The following is a 17,888-nucleotide window of genomic DNA, read 5'->3' as shown; positions in this document are numbered from 1 at the left end:
TTTAATGGGCGCAATTTAGGAGTTTAAATGATAAGCACAGATTACGTACCTTTATGGCATATCTCACCATTTCAACATGTTCAATACACTCTTGCTAGAAGTCAGCTTCACATGGATCTGTTGTTCGAGGACATGAAAAATGTTGATAAGTTCTTGTCTGCTGAAGGTGCAGCGGCTCAAGTTAGTTACTATTCTGATGGTGCTTATGCAGTTGTTCAGTTGGGCGATACTTCAGGAAGAAATTTAATTGAAGTGTACGGATTGCTTTTACATGAAGCTGTTCATGTTTGGCAGAAGGTGAGGAAACTCATGGGAGAAAAAGAGCCTAGTTCAGAATTTGAAGCGTATTCAATTCAAGCGATCGCTCAAGACCTTTTTAAAATGTATGAGGAAAGCGAGGTGAATGATGGGATGGAAGGGGAAAAAGCCAACTGAATTTAGTTTTGACGTGGCTAAAACGGCAGAGGAAAAGGTAAAGAAAATTACCATGGATGCTGTTCAGTCTTTGGTCGTTTCAAGTCCTGTTGATACTGGCGCTTATCGTGCTTCTCATATTGTTTCGATTGGATCAGGTGATTATGGTGTGCGTGGACCTGAAACAAACGCTGTGCAAGATGCAGCTATTCAAGCCGTGAAGTTTAAGCTGGGTAATTTAGTCTATATTCAGAATAACCAACCATATGCTGAACGCTTAGAAAATGGCTGGTCTGATCAAGCGCCACAAGGTATTTACAACACTACGTTTACTTATATTTCTCAAAAGTATGGTGGTTAAGATGGCAATGACTTTAGAGCAGACAAGGCAAGCCATTATCGATCGAATGCAAAGCTTTACTGGTATTGCCCAAGACAGAATCCAGTATCCCAATGCACCAGGCTTTTCTGTACCAAAAGAAGGCTTGTGGTGTAGTCTAACCATTGCAGGCGGCCCGAGTTTTACCTCAGGTGTAGCAGATAAGCCTTGTAACCGTCGTACTGGTAATATTATGGTCCAATGCTTCGATCGGCTGCATACTGGAGAAAAAGCTCTAACAATTCTCGGTGATTCTTTATTGGCTCATTTTGAACATTTCTCTTTTAATGATCTGGAATGTTTGAACGGTCAATCGATTAAAGTTGGTAAAGACGCTGATTTTGTGCAATACAATGTGACCATAGGATTTACGGTGAATTGATATGACAAAAATACACTTTGAAACGGTTACTGGTGAGGTTCTCGAATATAAGGACATAGAAGAAATCTCATGCAGACACAAAAATATTGAATATTAGAGAATAGAAAGTATTGAGCATCTATCAATTTGGGTTTGTAGCAAATGTGGGTGTAAATTCAACGAAAGCCAATTAAAAGTTGAGGTCACAACATGATTGAAAGTAAACCAGATATGTCAATTTATAATCCATTCAAACTGTATGACGAAGAAGAGGATGTGAATTGCCGCCACAACCAAGTTGAAACAGCATGTCATAGTTATGACGGCAATCATTTATGGAAGTGCTCTAATTGCGGGAAGAAATTCCGTAACGAAGAAATAGAGGTACTCAAAGAAGAGCACAGAAAGAATCAGTAATTATTAAATAGCTAATTCAGACCGCCTTAGGGCGGTTTTTTAGTTTTACTCACTACCACCTCATCGGTGGTTTTTTTATATCTATAGGAATCACTTATGAGCAATTTTGTTTTTAAGCGTGGTGACACATTCAACTTGAATTTGCAACTGGTCGATACGGACGATGCCTTGCAATATCCACCTGATGATGTTCGCCGTGCCATTGATCTGACAGGCTACACGTTTACATCGCAAGTTAAATCATTGGTGGATGGAGCGGCAGTTGCCACATTGACTTGTGCAGCTTTAAGCCAAAGCACACAGAAAGGTTGGCTTAACGTGAAATCGGGAGCAAGCACAGCTGCATGGCCTCTGGGTTTGTGCCAAATGGATATTAAAGCCGTAGTTGGCGGTGTTATTCAACATACTGAAACTTTGACTTTTCAGGTGATTGATGGAGTAACAGCATAATGGCAAATCTAGTTTTTAAATTTTCATGGGATCATCGGCCATTTCAATATAACTCTGCTCAAGGTAAGCGGCAATTTATGCTGCCGTTTGCATCTGGTATTCCAAACTTAACACCTGATTGGACCCAAGTTCAGGGATTAAGAGATGCTGCTACTAAAGCCGTTGGTGAGCAAGTTGGCAATGTGATGCAAGTTGGTGCATTTGGATGGGGTGTTTCTTCGCCTATGGTCACTGCCAGTTCAAGTGAAGCAAATGACAAAAAAGTAAATTGTATGTTTGCAACACCTTCAGAGTGGGCTGGCTCAATCTCTCCTGGTGTAGTTGGATCAAATCAGGGTATATGCATTAACTTGGCAGCATTATCTGGAAATTATTGTATTCAACTCTGGAATCCCATTCAGTCTTATAACCCCCAAATTAGAATTAAAAATAACAACGTGTGGGACACTTGGTCAAAAATCTATTGTTCAAGAAATACCACTGTTGATGCTAATGGATTTATTAAAGCAGCCTCGCCAATAGTTAAATTATTTAGCGATCATATTGAACTAAATGAAGAGGCAGATAAACAACCGATTGAATTTGAGAAAGTCGATGTGGGTGAATACCTGCTTAAAGGTTCGTTAGGTTTTGCTCTGGAAGGTTGGTATATCGAAGTGCCAAAAGATGCAAACGGAAATACAATCGTTGCTGTGGTGTATGACACTCTAGAAAATGGCGACATTTCAATTAAAACCTGTAAACGTAAATTTGATTTTGAACTTGCTGCAGTAGTTGCAGATCTCGACAACCCTATCGAAATTCCAGAAGCACGTTGGATTGATATCCGACTGCATGAAGAGCCAGAATCGGAGTCTGAAGAACTGATGAGTGAAACGCCAGTCGACTTCCAGCTAACTAACTTATCAGAAGCAGTTTCTGCTGCCATGATTGGTATAGCCCCGCCAGAACTATCAGAAGAAACCAAGTAATGACCCGCTAATTTAGCGGGTTTTTTTACGCCCATTATTTTTACCGACCCGCTCATGAAGCGGGTTTTTTTATGCCTAAATTTTGGAGAACTATAAATGAGTTCAGGCGCAAAAATTCGATTATATGCTTGTGAAGAAGCCGTATTAGGGACAACTCCAGCAAATCCGATCTGGTATACAGTTCGCCGTGTAACGGATGGGCTTTCAGAAAACGTTTCTACGGAAGAAAGCAGCGAAGTGGTTGATTCACGCTATCGTCAAGGCGGTGTAGTTACAGAAGCTGAAGTAGCAGGCCAATTAGAGTTTGAATTGTCACTTGGTACCTTTGATCTATTTTTAAGTGCTTTAGCCTTCAATAACTGGGCTGCAAATAGCTTAACAATTGGTGGTACAGTCCGTAAATCATTAACGCTAGTTAAAGTTTTTGAAGATGTAGGTCAGGTCTTTATTTACCGTGGCGTTCAGGTAAATACTGGTGAAATTACGATCCAGACCACAGGAAAGATTACAGGTAATTTTGGTTTAGTTGGTAATTCATTTACTCGTCAGCAAGTTAACCCGGTTACCAATCCAGTAGCAGCATCAAGCCGTCCATTGGTCAGTATGCCAAACGTGGAAAACTTGCTTATTAATGGTCAATCAATTCAAGGTAAAGCGTGCATGCAATCGCTTACGCTTTCAATTAATAACAACCTTGAAGCAATCCGTTGTATCGGCTCAGGCAAATACACACCAGAGTTCTACATTGAAAAAATGATGGATATCGAAGCAAATGCTTCATTCATGTTCTCGGCAACTGCGGCAGGGTGGATTGATGCCATTAAAACCCGAGATGTATTTACATTGACTTTCGATATTAAAGACAGCAAAGGCAGTAAATACTCGTTTAACTTCCCTCAATTAGAAGTGATGGAAGCCAATCACCCGGATGGTGGTGGTGATGACATCATTACTGTAGACATCAACTTTGCTCAAGTTCGTACAGCTCCAACGATTGTACGTGCTCTTGTGTAATCAGCTTAATCAGTAACAAAGCCTATGGAATCCCATGGGCTTTTTTATTTCAAAAATTTCAGAGGTTGCTATGGCTTTAAAAGTCGGAATTATTAAAAGCTCGGATGTTGCTAAGTGGTGCACTTTTGAAACTGAAGGTGGACAGGCAGAGTTTAAAATCCGGGGAATTGGTTATAAGCCCTTTCAAGTTGCATTAGAGAAGGCAGGAAACCAAATCACATCCAAAGGCTATGATGTGATGGTAAAAGATGAAAATGCCAAGCTATATCATGAATTATTACTGGATGCATGTGCTGCTCACCTGATTGAAGATTGGAAGGGGATAGTTTTTTCAGAAGTTGTAGACGGTCAGCCAGTTGAATCGGAAAAACCATATACCCCTGAGAATGCCTCAAAACTTCTCAATCAAGGTGACATTGGTATTTCAATCTGGTTATTCATTAAAGAGCAGGCCCAGAAGATTCAGGAAGAAGCCGACAAGGACAAGGCTTTAATTCTGGGAAAGTCATCGAGCTCTACAAATACCAAAAAACGTATGCGTCGAAAACGCCGCACGAAATCGAACAAATCAAGTTCTTAGGTGGCCACATTCCGGATCCGCCAGAATATTCTTATGCGGCTGAATCCATTCTTTCGGCATTTAGCACTATATGCAGATCCAGACGGTACGAGCAGAGCATCCCGTTATCATTAGACCAGCATGCAATCAATGTCTATGCTGAGCATAATGATTTGCCTGTGGCTGCTCATATTTTTAATGACTGTATTTTTGCTTTGGATAACCTGTTTCTGGATGAAGCGTTTAAAAAGATTTCTTCCAAAAGCAAAGGTAAGTGACCAAATTGGGTATTGCCAGGGGCTGAAAAGCCCAATTTGATCAAAACGTCAAACAATTAAGCAGTTGCTCTTAAACGCGACTCAAAATAACGCAGTCGATGTTACAAAATACTTGATCTGGATTGACAGAAAATTACCTTTAAGGTATTGCGCGTGATTATCAAATGATGAATAATCACCTTACCGTCAATATTTGACGGTTCAGCATTCTTTTACTCTTTTGAGAACCTTGGTGTTTGCTTGTATGTGTTTAACATTAACTGAAGCTAAACAAAAACTTAGAGCATCTGCTAGAGATACTAGCAAAATCAAGTTAACTACACATGCAAAAGAAAGAATGAAAGAACGCTGTATCTCCATGAAGCAAATTATTTGCTGTTTTGAACATGGAGACATCACTGAGGGACCATATTTGGATGCTCGTGGAACTTGTAAAGCAAATGTTTCTGTTCGTACTGCTGGTGAATATATTACCGCTACAGTTGCATTTAAAGAGACCGCGAACGGTGACCTTTCAGTCGTAGTTACTACATTTTAAGAGTAGGCTAAATTATGTATCACTATGAAGAATGTGGCTTAAGTAATATTTGGCTACAGAATGGTTTTACTATTGAAAATGATGAGGAATTTGGCGAATTGGTATCAATCCAATCTGTCCATGAACTCCATAATGCCATAGGCCTATATTTAATAACTCATAAGCCAGAACTCAATGGTGAAGAAATAAGATTTCTTCGTAAAGAGCTAAATTTATCGCAAAAAAATCTTGCGGGGCTTTTACGTGTTGGCGAATCTAGTATTCGACACTGGGAAGCTGGTCGTTCGTTAATTGGAAAACCAACAGATTTATTACTCCGTGCTTTATATCAAGAGCACGTACAAGGTGATGGTGAATTAAGACAGTTAATTGAAAATCTTAATCATCAAGAAAGAACATTAGTTCCAAGTGAAATTAGTTTTTCATATGGAAATAACCATTCATGGCATCAAACCAATTGTGAAATAGCTTAGTTAGTTTTATTTGATAGAAACCACCTTCGGGTGGTTTCTCTTTATGTGACATTCAGTAACCGCTTTGTTAAAGTTAGTACACTTTATAACAAACGGTGAAATTCATGAAAAAAATATTGGCTGCGGGTTTAATTGGTCTTGGGTTGGTGGGGTGCGCTACTCCAGCCTATAATTATCAAGCTATACCTAAAAATATAAGCAAACCGCCAATTGGATCAGTTAATAAAGCATTTGTAGGGGATCAAATGCTTGAACAGGGAATGGTGGTTGATCGTGAAGTTCTAAACGTCCCTGAAAATATTAAAATTAGTTTTGCTTATTCACTTACTTCAGGCATTTACTTAAAAACAGGCAAAAATGAAAAAGGGCAATATTTTCAGCCATTCAACACTGTCAGTGGTGGGGGGATGGTTCAGAAAAACCCTTTAGCTGACCCATTTAAAGTAGTTATGTTAGATACTGAAGGTAAGCTCTGTGTAGTAACAGTATTTAATGCAAAAAACTGTACTGATAAACATCAAGCTACTATGAAGACAGTAGCAATTGCATCAGATAATTCCTTCCAACAAACATTAATTTATAGTGGAAAATTTGGAAATAAAATTAATGTCGGGTACCGTGAATTCTCAAGTAATCAAGCACGTCCTGCATTCAATAATGATGTTGAATATGATTTAAGCCAATCTAAGCAAATAGGTTATAAAGGTGCTTTATTGGAAGTAATTGATGCCACTAATCAAGATATTACTTACAAAGTTTTGAAGAACTTTAACAAGGTAGATTAAGAGGAGTGCACCACAATATAAACCAATGAGAGAAAGTGAAGTTTGTAATGCTATCGGGTGGGTGTTAATAGCTCTCGGCTTTATCGCAGGTTTTTTATTTATTCTTGCATTTGGTCGAATTGAAGTAGCTTCTTACTAGGGTAAAGAAACGGTTTGGTCTGGAGTTATGATAGCAACAGGAATCGGAATTATATTTAATGGATTCCTTGCAGGCTACTTATTTCAAAAAGTAGCTAGTATTCTTCGTTACCATGAGAATAAATAATATCTTGTATAAAAAGCACCCTAGGGTGCTTTTTAAAATTGGTTTAACTACCCTGCTTGGTAATTATATTTAACTTAAATAGAACCCACTCAATGAGTGGTTTTTTTATTGCCTGGAGAAAAGTAAAAATGGCACAAGAATCTCGTTTGGTCATTGTTATTGATTCGCAAAATGCTGAACGTAACGCGCGTAATCTAGGCAATGAGCTCAATAGTATTGAACGTAAAGGTGATTATGCTTCAAAGTCAATGGATGGCTTATCTGTCTCGACACGTGCACTTGCTAGCTATATGGCAGGGTTGTTAACAGTTGGAGCTGCCGTATCTAAAATGGATACCTATACAGGCTTGCAGAATAGATTGAAGTTGGTTACTAACAATCAAGCTGAGTTAAATAAAGCGACTGAAGATACTTTTCAGATTGCTCAAAGAACCTATTCTGCTTGGGATTCGGTTTTACAGGTGTATCAGCGCTTTAGTGATAACGCCAAAACATTAAATCTTACTATGGATGATACTGCCCGTTTAACGGAAACCGTATCGAAAGCAGTGGCTATTAGTGGGGCAACTGCAGAAGCAGCTGATGCAGCTTTAGTCCAGTTCGGGCAAGCACTTGCAAGTGGAACACTACGCGGTGAAGAGCTGAACTCAGTTATGGAACAAACTCCGGCATTAGCAAAGGCTATTGCACAAGGTATGGGGATTACCGTAGGAGAGTTGCGTTCAGTAGCAGCTGAAGGAAAAATTACTTCACAAGAAATTGTGAAAGCTCTAAGAAATGTTGAGTCTGATGTAGATGCGTTATTTGGTAAAACTGATATCACAATTGGACAATCGCTAACTCTTTTAAATAATGAAATTACCAAATTTGTAGGAGAAGCTGGGAAAGGCTCAGGAGCCGTACAAGTACTTTCTGGTTCGATTCAGGTACTTTCAAGTAATTTGAACTTACTGGCTGACGGAGCACTTATCGCTGGTATCGGATTAATCACCCGTGCAATTTTACTAAAAGGAGCTGCTGTTAAAGAGGGAATCGTTTCTACATTGGCTAGTCGTCAAGCTTCTATAACTAAGGCTCAAGCAGAACTTGGTGAAGCGGCAGCAACTTTAAATACAGCTAAAGCACACCTTGCTAATGTTCAGGCAACTAATGCTGAGACTCAAGCCAAATATGGAGCTACTGCAGCCGCTTTAAGATACACCCAAGCTCAAGCCGCTGTGACAGCAGCAACCAATGCACAAACTGCTGCACAAACCAGATTAACTGCTGCTACGTCATTAGCTGGTGGTATTGGTAGCCGAGCTCTTGGACTTATTGGAGGTCCTATAGGTGCTATTACTATTGGTATTTCCGCTTTAGCCGCAGGCTATATGTATTTTCAAGAGCAGGCGGAAAAAGCCAATAAAAAGCTAGAGGAGCAAGCAGCGGTTGCAAATAAAACGGCTGAAGAACTTAAAAAATTAAGAGGAGTTGAAAAGCAATCTGCTATTGATGATATGACCAAGGCATTGGAAGCTCAAAATAAGGAATTGAGAAAGACTGAGCTTGCTGTCGGTTCTGCATTAATTAATATTCAAAACTATGCAGTCGGTAATGCGGAACTTGCCAAAATTTCTAATGATGCACGTACGGGTACTATTAGCTATACCGAAGCCATTGAACGATTAAATGGAATGAAAATTCCACCTGACCTATATAATGCACTTAAGCAACAAGTTGAAAAATATGACGAAGGCTATCAAAAGGGTACTAAGTTAGTTGAAGGTTTAAAGAATGTTGGTGTTGAAAGTAAGTTAGCTGGGAATGCTGCGCAAAACGCTGCACTTCAACATCAACAACAAGCGAATGCAATTGGTAATACAGCAACTGAAGCAGAAAAAGCATCGAAGGCTTTACAGGATTATCGGGATAAGCAAAGAGATAATGTGCTTGATTCAATCTATAAATCAGGTTTGCTTGATTCGGGGTATACCGTTGCTCAGGCTAACGCGATTCTAGAGCTGCAAAAAGCTAAAGGGATGAGTGCAATTTTATCTAAAGATGAAATTGACAGTGCTTTGCGAAACCTCAAAATTATTGAGGAACAACAGGAGCGCGAAGAGAAACTAATTGACTCCAAACGTAAGCAGACAAAGGAACTGGAGCAGCAGGAGAAGATTGCTAAACGCCTTGTAGGTGTATCGGGTAAATCAGGAATTGGTACGGGTCCTCATCTTGATGTTCGCTATGGCGGTTCAATGTCTGGCCAGAAAGTATCGAATGAACATCTAGCCCGATTACAGGCAGGCGGCAAACCATTGTCATCCTACAAGATCAGTTCAAATTACGGTCCACGAAAAGCCCCTACTAAAGGGGCTTCTTCATTTCATAAGGGTATTGATTTTTCAATGCCTGAAGGCACGCCAATCACGACCAATGTCGCCGTGAAAGATATCAAGACATGGTATGACAGTAAGGGTGGTGGTTATGTTAGCGAGGTGATCTTTGAGGACGGAGTGTCACTTAAGCTTCTTCACCAGTCACCGAGTATGCAAAGCAAGGTTAAGAGCGGAGCAAGCAAAGGCAGTGATAAAGCTTCGGGTGACATTCAATCGCAACTTGATCGTCAGTTAGATGCTCAGCGTTCACTTGAAAATGAGGTAGCTAGTGAAGTACAGCGGATCCAGAATAACTTAACAGTTAGATTGGAGGACGTTGATAAAGCAGGTTTTACCCCGGAACGTACTGCTGAAATCAAGGCAGAATTACAGCGCCGTGCAGATAATGATATTGCGATCGCCAAACAAGCGATTAGAAGCAAACTTGAGGATTATAAGGAGTTCCAGAAAACCGAGGCTGATTTACTTAAAGAAAGTTTTGATCGCAAAAAGTTCAATGCGACTCATGACATTGAATTAAGTAAATCTGAACAAAAGCAAGCAGTAGAGCTGCTAGAACAGCAGTATCAGCAAGAACTAGGATTGATGAAATTAGCCCAAGAGCAGCGATCATTTCAAGCCCGTTTATCTCTGCTTTCCGAAACTCAGGCCATGCAGGAACGTTATAGACTGGAAAGAGAGGAAATTCTTAAGAATACAAAGCTTTCTATTGAAGAGCGGCAAAAGCTAATCGCATTATCTAAAGCCACACAGGACAAAGAGACACGCGACAAAGTTAATAACGCTGTTCAAAATTGGGGTGGTATTCAGGCTGATATGAATGGTTCCAGTGAGTTCTTTAAACAGGATCAGGAACGGTTTAGCCGTTTGGGTGCTGCAAATGATTTGGCAGATAGTAAATTTGGTGCAGCTGATTTAGATGAACAAAACTCATTAGAAACACTCAATGCTCAACTTGAGCAGCAGCTTATTAGTCAGCAAGATTTCGAAAACCAGAAAACTGCCATTATTCAAGCTGCTCAAGAGCAACGAAGTCAAATTTACAGTGAGTATGCTCAGAACACCAAGGATATCGAAGACAAATATCAGCAAGATCGATTGAACGCTCAGATTGCCCTTGGTGGGCAAATGATGGGTTCAGTTACCTCAATGTTTGGTTCAATGTTTGGTGAACAGTCCAAAGCTTATAAGCTGATGTTTGCTGCAGATAAAGCTTATGCAATTGCAGCTGCAGGTATTGCAATTCAACAAAATATCGCAGCAGCCTCAAAAGTTGGTTTCCCTTATAACTTGCCATTAATTGCTGGAGCAGTTGCTCAAGGTGTCAGCATTATTGCAAACATCCGGGCAATCAAAGATCAGGGTTTTGCTGATGGTGGTTACACTGGATCTGGTGGTAAGTACGAAGCTGCGGGTATTGTTCATAAAGGCGAGGTGGTGTGGTCCCAAGAGGATATTAAACGCTGGGGTGGTGTAGGTTTAGTTGAGAAAATGCGTAAGAGCTCAAGCCCTGAAGCATTTATTAATAACCATGCTACAAACAATACTTCAGCGGAAAATGTCTTTAATCGTTCATTCCTAAGCTCAAAAGCTTTTAATGATAATCAAAATATCTCGAATATCTTTAATCAACCTACTCAAGATAATCAGATTATCGTTAATGCTCTCAAGCCAAGCAAAGACGCGGCATCAAGATTCGGAGATGTTAAAAACATTACTAACCAGTACGCTGGGAACAACTCAAGCTTTAGCAACGTTCTAGATAAATCGATTCAAAGTAGTAAGTCTTTTACTGCCAATAAATCGAACTTATCTAATTTTTCTAACTCGAAAATTCAAAATAGTAATGTTTCAAACAGTACTACTCAGAATGCTCAGAAAGAATTGCTGAAGGACGTTTCTGTCTTAAAAGGCAATGGTTTTGCTGATGGTGGTTATACAGGTAAGGGTAAGAAATATGATCTAGCCGGAGCTGTGCATAAAGGTGAAATAGTTTGGTCACAAGATGATATTAAAAAATGGGGCGGTGTTGAGAAAGTAGAACAGATGAGAGAGGCTACAAGTCCAAAATCATTTATTTCTAACTATGCTCAAAATAACACCTCTTTTGAAAATATCGTGAATCGGGCTAATCAAAGTTCACGAGCATTTAACCAAAGTAGAGATATCTCGAACATCTTTAATCAGTCTTATCAAGATGATCAGATTATTTATAAGGGTAATGGCAGTGTACCTACTGCATCTTTTTCTGCTAGTTCTGATCTATTCCATGACGGAAAAGTTTACTTCTCATCAAATGGTTTAGTTCAGGATCGCTCAAATCTTGAAGGCGTGCAGGACTTTACCTTAGGTCAGTCTAATCGCCCTCAAGCTGAGTTTATGCCTACTTTTGAGCAATCCTCTCCAACTATCAATTTTAAGATTGAAGTCGTGAATCAAGTCAGCAGTGCAACTGTTGAAGCTGAACAATTGGATGAGAAAACTGTCCGGATCATTGTTACAGATGAACTGGATAAGCAGCTTCCAAGAAAGGTACCTAAACTTGTAAGTGATCAAATTGCTAATCCAAACTCAACTATTAGTCGATCTTTGACTGAGAATACGACAGCGAGAAGAAATCGTACTTAATAATTTGAACCCTTTTCGGAGGGTTCATTTTCATAATATTTAAATTTCAAGGTGATAGAGTCTGTTGGAATTAAAATTGATGGTTAAGACATGAAAAAAATAATTGTAATTTCTACAACACTTTTAGGCCTTACGGGATGTGCCATTCCTGCGGTAAATAATCTCGTAAGATCTACAAATATGTATCAAGATGAAATAGCAGGTGATACAGCGAATTTAAGGGTTTATAGAAGTAATGTACCCATGGTGCAGTTCTATATTACTTATCAAAATAATGAGGGTGAAAAAATTTCAAAAAATCTAATAACAAAGCAGATTTCAAATAATTTAACAAAGTATGGTTCTATGCATGAGCCCAAAAAATTAAATATGCCTAAACCCACAATCAGTTTAAATAATGGTGAAGAGTTTTTTGAGTTTAAAGTACCCGCAAATAAGAAGTTAACTTTCAGGCTTACTTCTGTTATTGGGTCAACTACTATGTATAGTTGTGATGTAAAAATGGACTATAAATTGGACAGAAATGGAAATTATGAATTGATCCGTTTCAAACAGATCAAAGATTTGGTGAATCCAGCTTTACTGACTGAACCATCTCAAGATGGAATCTACTGCAAGTTTGTAGTGAAAGAGATTTTTGAAGATGGGAAAGAAACTGTAATTAAACCGATTTTTTAAGTTCTAACTACTTTATTAAATAGGGGGAAATTGCGATGCATCAGAGTGAGGTTGGATTCTGGGGTGGTGGTAGTATGTATGTATCAGGTGTTCCCAATGATGTACAGAAGTTCTTTGAAGCACTCACAAAATTATCTTTAAAATTTCCAAATGATTTTGAGTGGCCTTTAGTACTTAATAGATTATATAAAAAATATGTTCGATATGAAGATATTAATAAAACTAAAGAGATTATGGATTTCTGTAAAGCAAAACTGACAGAGCCATCTGAAAATGAAGATACGTATGTATTTTTAAAGTACTTTAGACAATTTGATTCTGCAGTAGAGAGCGCAATTTATTTTTACGAGTATTTCAATGATTATGTACCAGTTAGAATAGCTGTGGTTGATTTACCATGGCAAATGGTTGAAGCCCGAAGACCTCTTCGTGAATATGATCAATTAGAAGGCGAACCTTATTGGTTGACTGATTATAGTTGGGAAGAAATGGAACGGTTAGGCAACTTATAAATTGTAGATTCTTATTATTTAAAGCCCCTTTGGGGCTTTTTTATTACCTAAAGGAAAGTTATGTACAAGTTAAAGCTAAATCCTCAGACCAGCGGCTATGGCGTAACACCGGGTGATGATGTTAAGCGTCAACAAATGGATGGTGGGCGTGGACGCTATTACATTGATGTAAAACGTAACAGCCACATTGTCGATGTGAACTGGAATTTAAGTAAAACTGATTTCAACAAAATGATGGCTTTCTGGCGTGTCTATCAGACCAAGCCAGCCTCGTTTTATGCGGATTTGGTCATTGACCAAGGAACACGTCAACAATACCAATGCAATTTCATACCGAACTCGTTCAAGACTAATGAGGTGAATGGAAATCTATACCGGGTAAATGCTCAGCTCGAAGTTGTACAGAACCAGCCGAATCTTATTGCCGATGCAGCATTGATCAAAGATTGGGAGGTTTAATGGAAAACGAATACGCCAAGTTCTTTCTCAATCGTAAAGTTGATATCTATCAACTGGAGTGTATTGAGTTATCACATCCATCTTTTCTAAACACTTATCGTGTTGTTCGTAATGATGATCGTGGGGTGTATGTTCAGCACAAGGAAGGAGCAGGTCAGGCCTTTTATGAATACTTACCCATGTTTATTCAATGATCTGGAATGCTGGGTGATCTGGACCAGATCTTAATAGTTTCAATTTCCGGACTTGGTGATGTGCTGCCAGATGAGTTTGAACGGGTAATTGAAGGGCAATATTCAGACGTTAAGCCTACCGTAAATTATCGGCTCTATAGTTCAGACAACTTGAATACACCAATCCACTATTTGTTAGGACTACAACTTTCAGGTGTATCAATGAATCATAAAGCTGTGACATTCAAGGCTGAATCACCACGATTAAATACTGCGAAGACTGGAGATATTTTTGCATTGGATCGCTTTAGTGGTCTGAAGGGGGCTGTATGAAAAGTCATGATCATTTGCTTGATAAGCAATACGATGAAGAGCAGTACAACTGTGTTCATTTTGCCCATGAAGCTGCTTTAGATTTATATGGAATAGATCGCCGTGAAGCTTTGGATTTATTTATGCAACCTAAAGGTAAAATTACATTCCTACCATCAAGATTAAAACTCTTAAATCCGTTGCCCATGCCGAAGGAGGGCTGCATAGTCGCCTTCCATCCTAGACAAAGAAATAAGCCCCCGCATGTGGGGCTTTTTCGTTTAGGGCGCGTACTGCATTTAATGGAAGGTGGGGTTACTTATTTAGCTGAAGACGTCATCAAAGCAATAGGGTTTAATCGGGTCAGTTACTATGATTAAGATTATTTATAAACAGGATCCTTTGTCTGAAGAGAAGACAATTGAACATGCTCATACAATAGGGCAATGGCTAACTTCCAAATACGAATCTATGCCTGAACATGTCCGTATTTTTCATACATCAAGTAATATGGATCATGCGGAAATTTCATTTGCCAATGAAGTTACACCTAAGAATGCCCATGACTTAAAACAGCTTGATTTCTTACCTGGTACTTTCATTGTGATTGAAAACCCGAAAGGTATGCCAGCCCTCATTGCGGCAATCGTATCTATTGTTTTAAGTGTGGCTGTTGCATTTTTAATGCCCGCACCATCGATTGCTCAAACCAATCAGAATAACAACCAATCCTCATCTGCAAATAACGAACTTTCAAATCGTGAAAATAAGATGAGGGTAAATGGTCGCATTACAGATAACTATGGCGCTGGATGGAATACACCTGATCTGATTGCTGTGCCTTACAAGGTTTATGAAAACAATGTTGAGGTTGAGCATATTGTTGGTTGTATTGGTCGTGGCCACTATCAAATTAATGGCGCGTACGATGGTGAAACCAATATTGTTGATATTGCTGGGGCATCAGTAGAAGTTTTCCGACCAGGCGTCGATATTGTTTCTGGACAACCTTATTTCTCTGTTGGTACTGAAATTACAACACCGCCTTTAACTGTTCAGCATCAAAACTCAGTGAATGGTCAGGTCTTACGGCCAGCTGATACACAGACTTTAGAAGGGACCAATTACCTTCTTTTTGCATATCCAAACGAGATCCTTCGGGCAGCTGCTAATAATACCGATTTAACAACAAAGTTTGTTAGTAATGACCGCATTGAAATCACAAATGCTTCATTTACTTATAACGGGCAAACATATGATTTAAACGGTACTTACAGTGTTCTATCTGTTGCCGACGACCGAATGACATTATCAAATCCTGCTGCGGTTAATCCAAACTGGTTAAAGCTAAAAGAGCTATCTAACCAGCAAACCGCAGCGGCCTCTCCAAAGCTTGTATCCATCGGAGAGAAATGGATAGGTCCATTCATACTAGACAATATTGAACGTAGTCGAGTGCTTTGTAATTTTGTGGCCACAAATGGACTTTATACAGTTTCATCAGGGGGCAATCAGGCAGCTGTAAACGTCACGATTGAGATTGAAGTTACTCCTGTGAATGAATCGGGTGCTGCAATTGGTAATCCAATGCTAAAGCAGATTATTCTCAAGGGTTCAGCTAAGTCACGGCAAACGGTTGGTGCAACACTGGATATGGTCACATTTCAGGGGCGTTGTAGCGTACGTGCACGCCGTTTAACTCCGACTCCAGCAGTCACAACAGTTGTTGATGAGGTGAAGTGGCAAGCGTTGTACGGTGCTTATCCATTGCAAAGCACAATGTATGAATATGAAACGGTTTTCCGTGCACGTACTTATGCAACGACTGGAGCATTGTCGGTTAAATCTCGAAAGATCAATTTCGATCTTCAGCGGATGTTGCCAACCTATAAAAATGGAGCAATGACGACAGAGCTATTTCCAACATCAAGCTTTGCTGATGCATTGGTCTCAATGGCACTGGATGACAAGATTGGCCGCCGTACGATTGAAGAGATTGATATAGAAAATATCTATCGTACCTATAACGATATAGTCGATTATTTTGGTACACCTTTAGCGGCTGAGTTCTGTACAACGATTGATGATACAAACCTTTCGTTTGAGGAGCTGGTTACCAATCTTTGTGATGCGGTCTTTTGTACAGCATACCGGCAAAATAATAAGCTTAAAATCTACTTTGAACGACCAACCGATAACTCGGTCTTACTGTTTAACTTCAGGAATATCATTCCAGATAGTTACAAGCATGACCTGACCTTTGGTGTAATGGATGATTACGATGGGTTGATCTATGAATACACGGATCCGACCGATGATAGCCGTATCAATATCTACTTGCCAGATAAAGGAGCCAAGAACCCAAAAGAGGTAAAATCAGTAGGTGTTCGTAATAAGTGGCAAGCGCATTTTAATGCGTACCGGCTTTGGAACAAACTTCGCTTTCAGCGTAAATCCATCACCTTTGATGCAGCACCAGAATCAGAATTACTGGTTTTACGCGACCGTATTGCCGTAGCGGATTACCGCAATGGCATCCATCAAAGTGGGGAAGTGGTAAAGCAAGAAGGCTTAATTCTTACATTGAGCCATGATGTCGACTTCATACCTGGCAAGAGTTATGTCATTTACTTGCAAATGGGAGATGGTACCGTTGATCTAATTCCTGTTACTGCTGGATCTGCCAAGAATAAAGTAGTTTTAGGGCGGTTGCCAAACAGGGCTCTTAAATTGAGTGCAGATGATTTCATTAATACGATCTATACGGTTGTTAATGATGATACTAAGGACTCTTTACCTTATCTGGTGGCAAAGAAAGAGCCTGTTGACCAATTCTCAAATACGATTACTGCAGTCAATTACGATGTGCGGTATTACCTCAACGATAAAGACTTTATTGACGTGCCAGTTGATGATTCACCAATTTACATTCGATATGACCAGTTAGATATTAATCTGGCGCGTTTATATCAGATGCAAAGAGGCGACTTGCCAACTACAGGTGAAATTAGTTTCGTGGTTGAGGCGGGTGCTTTGGTATCCAGTTCGAGTTCACTTAGAGCTGAAACCAGAATGGTTTACAAGCATACTAATAATTACGAGACTAAAGAGTTTATTGTTCCTGCTGCTCCAGAAATAGCCGCAATTGATACGGGAGAATTTCCTTCTGACCTTACCGTAAATCTTACAATCAAAGGTTCTGTTGTCGGGCGTGGTGGTGATGGCGGTTTACCTCATTTGGCATTTAGTGCCTGGTCAAGTGACCCAAATTATAACTTTACCAGAACACGCCGTGATGGGTTCCAAGGTGCACCAGGTTTAAAGAACCGGCACAGCAAATTGAACCTCATTATTGATGGCGGAACACTGGCTCGAGGTGGGTCTGGTGGAGGTGCTACTCCTAGTGGGATTTACACTGAACTAGGTTATGGAGTGCAAGGTGTTCCCGGTGGTGCAGGTGCACCGTTTGGTCGAGTTATGACAGGACAGCCAATCTACAATGATACTCAGGACTGGCGTTGGTATCTGGAAGGGGGTTATTTATTGGTTGTTAAAGTTACAGATGCAGAAGCTGAGATTCCAGGTAAGGGATATAGAACTCCTAATGATGGCCGTTATGGATCCCCTTTATCCGGTGATGGCGGAGGCTGGGGGCAGCGTGGTACCAAGTCTACTAATGATGGAACGTGGAACTGGCAATACCATGGTACCACTGAAGGTCAACCAGGAGCAGGTGGTACCGCAATTATTGGAGTGGCACCGCTAACAACTCAATTGATTAACGGAGGGAAAATTCTACAAACCCTTTAAACCTTAAAATAACTTTGAGCACCCAATTCGGGTG

17 protein-coding genes and 2 pseudogenes are annotated in these 17,888 nt (G+C 39.8%); all 19 read left to right on the top strand.

Annotation, left to right across the window (positions count from 1 at the left end; translation table 11 throughout):
- The first annotated feature begins 27 nt into the window (after positions 1–27).
- Positions 28–435, top strand: a complete 408-nt coding sequence (locus KIP84_RS12490) for a hypothetical protein (protein ID WP_213688629.1) — start codon at positions 28–30, stop codon at positions 433–435.
- Entirely contained in the window at positions 407–775 is a 369-nt protein-coding gene (locus KIP84_RS12485; RefSeq protein WP_213689843.1) for an HK97 gp10 family phage protein, read from the top strand. Before KIP84_RS12490 ends, KIP84_RS12485 begins: the two co-directional genes overlap by 29 nt.
- A 1-nt stretch (position 776) precedes the next feature.
- Positions 777–1,175 carry a hypothetical protein gene (locus tag KIP84_RS12480; RefSeq protein ID WP_213688628.1) on the top strand — a complete coding sequence of 133 codons (399 nt, stop codon included), beginning with the start codon at positions 777–779 and terminating at the stop codon, positions 1,173–1,175.
- Positions 1,176–1,364: 189 nt separating this feature from the next.
- Positions 1,365–1,571, top strand: coding sequence for a hypothetical protein (locus KIP84_RS12475; RefSeq protein ID WP_213688627.1), 207 nt, complete (start codon positions 1,365–1,367; stop codon positions 1,569–1,571).
- 96 nt (positions 1,572–1,667) lie between these two features.
- Positions 1,668–2,021, top strand: coding sequence for a hypothetical protein (locus KIP84_RS12470; protein ID WP_213688626.1), 354 nt, complete (start codon positions 1,668–1,670; stop codon positions 2,019–2,021).
- Positions 2,021–2,992 carry a phage tail protein gene (locus KIP84_RS12465; RefSeq protein WP_213688625.1) on the top strand — a complete coding sequence of 324 codons (972 nt, stop codon included), beginning with the start codon at positions 2,021–2,023 and terminating at the stop codon, positions 2,990–2,992. Before KIP84_RS12470 ends, KIP84_RS12465 begins: the two co-directional genes overlap by 1 nt.
- A 96-nt stretch (positions 2,993–3,088) precedes the next feature.
- The gene (locus KIP84_RS12460; protein ID WP_213688624.1) at positions 3,089–4,006 is read left to right on the top strand and encodes a phage tail tube protein; all 918 of its coding nucleotides are present in this window, start codon (positions 3,089–3,091) and stop codon (positions 4,004–4,006) included.
- Between the two features lie 70 nt (positions 4,007–4,076).
- The gene (locus KIP84_RS12455; protein ID WP_207291027.1) at positions 4,077–4,586 is read left to right on the top strand and encodes a hypothetical protein; all 510 of its coding nucleotides are present in this window, start codon (positions 4,077–4,079) and stop codon (positions 4,584–4,586) included.
- 501 nt (positions 4,587–5,087) lie between these two features.
- On the top strand, positions 5,088–5,381 hold the full coding sequence (locus KIP84_RS12450) for a DUF4258 domain-containing protein (protein ID WP_096639727.1): 294 nt from the start codon (positions 5,088–5,090) through the stop codon (positions 5,379–5,381).
- 14 nt (positions 5,382–5,395) lie between these two features.
- A complete protein-coding gene (locus KIP84_RS12445) occupies positions 5,396–5,854 on the top strand; it encodes a helix-turn-helix domain-containing protein (protein ID WP_000274930.1) in 459 nt (152 codons plus the stop codon).
- 104 nt (positions 5,855–5,958) lie between these two features.
- Positions 5,959–6,639: a hypothetical protein gene (locus tag KIP84_RS12440; protein ID WP_000721572.1), complete on the top strand. Its 681-nt coding sequence runs from the start codon at positions 5,959–5,961 to the stop codon at positions 6,637–6,639.
- A 25-nt stretch (positions 6,640–6,664) separates the two neighbouring features.
- Positions 6,665–6,904, top strand: a pseudogene (locus KIP84_RS12435) (hypothetical protein).
- Positions 6,905–7,032: 128 nt separating this feature from the next.
- On the top strand, positions 7,033–11,910 hold the full coding sequence (locus tag KIP84_RS12430) for a tape measure protein (protein ID WP_213688623.1): 4,878 nt from the start codon (positions 7,033–7,035) through the stop codon (positions 11,908–11,910).
- 90 nt (positions 11,911–12,000) lie between these two features.
- Complete coding sequence (locus KIP84_RS12425; RefSeq protein WP_213688622.1) at positions 12,001–12,588, top strand: hypothetical protein; 588 nt, start codon at positions 12,001–12,003, stop codon at positions 12,586–12,588.
- Positions 12,589–12,623: 35 nt separating this feature from the next.
- Positions 12,624–13,100 (top strand): hypothetical protein, encoded by a 477-nt coding sequence (locus KIP84_RS12420; protein ID WP_213688621.1) that lies wholly within the window; start codon positions 12,624–12,626, stop codon positions 13,098–13,100.
- Positions 13,101–13,160: 60 nt separating this feature from the next.
- Positions 13,161–13,559, top strand: a complete 399-nt coding sequence (locus KIP84_RS12415) for a hypothetical protein (protein ID WP_213688620.1) — start codon at positions 13,161–13,163, stop codon at positions 13,557–13,559.
- A pseudogene (locus tag KIP84_RS12410) lies at positions 13,559–14,065 on the top strand (DUF1833 family protein). The gene KIP84_RS12415 and the pseudogene KIP84_RS12410 overlap by 1 nt, the downstream one beginning before the upstream one ends.
- On the top strand, positions 14,062–14,424 hold the full coding sequence (locus KIP84_RS12405; RefSeq protein ID WP_213688619.1) for a hypothetical protein: 363 nt from the start codon (positions 14,062–14,064) through the stop codon (positions 14,422–14,424). Before KIP84_RS12410 ends, KIP84_RS12405 begins: the two are co-directional and overlap by 4 nt.
- The gene (locus KIP84_RS12400) at positions 14,417–17,854 is read left to right on the top strand and encodes a host specificity factor TipJ family phage tail protein (RefSeq protein WP_213688618.1); all 3,438 of its coding nucleotides are present in this window, start codon (positions 14,417–14,419) and stop codon (positions 17,852–17,854) included. The genes KIP84_RS12405 and KIP84_RS12400 overlap by 8 nt, the downstream gene beginning before the upstream one ends.
- Positions 17,855–17,888 lie beyond the last annotated feature (34 nt).

The sequence above is a fragment of the Acinetobacter sp. BHS4 genome (assembly GCF_018454425.1).
In the GTDB taxonomy this organism is placed as follows: domain Bacteria; phylum Pseudomonadota; class Gammaproteobacteria; order Pseudomonadales; family Moraxellaceae; genus Acinetobacter; species Acinetobacter pittii.
Note: the sequence above shows the minus strand (reverse complement) of the source record. Positions and strands in the feature narration are given on the sequence as shown.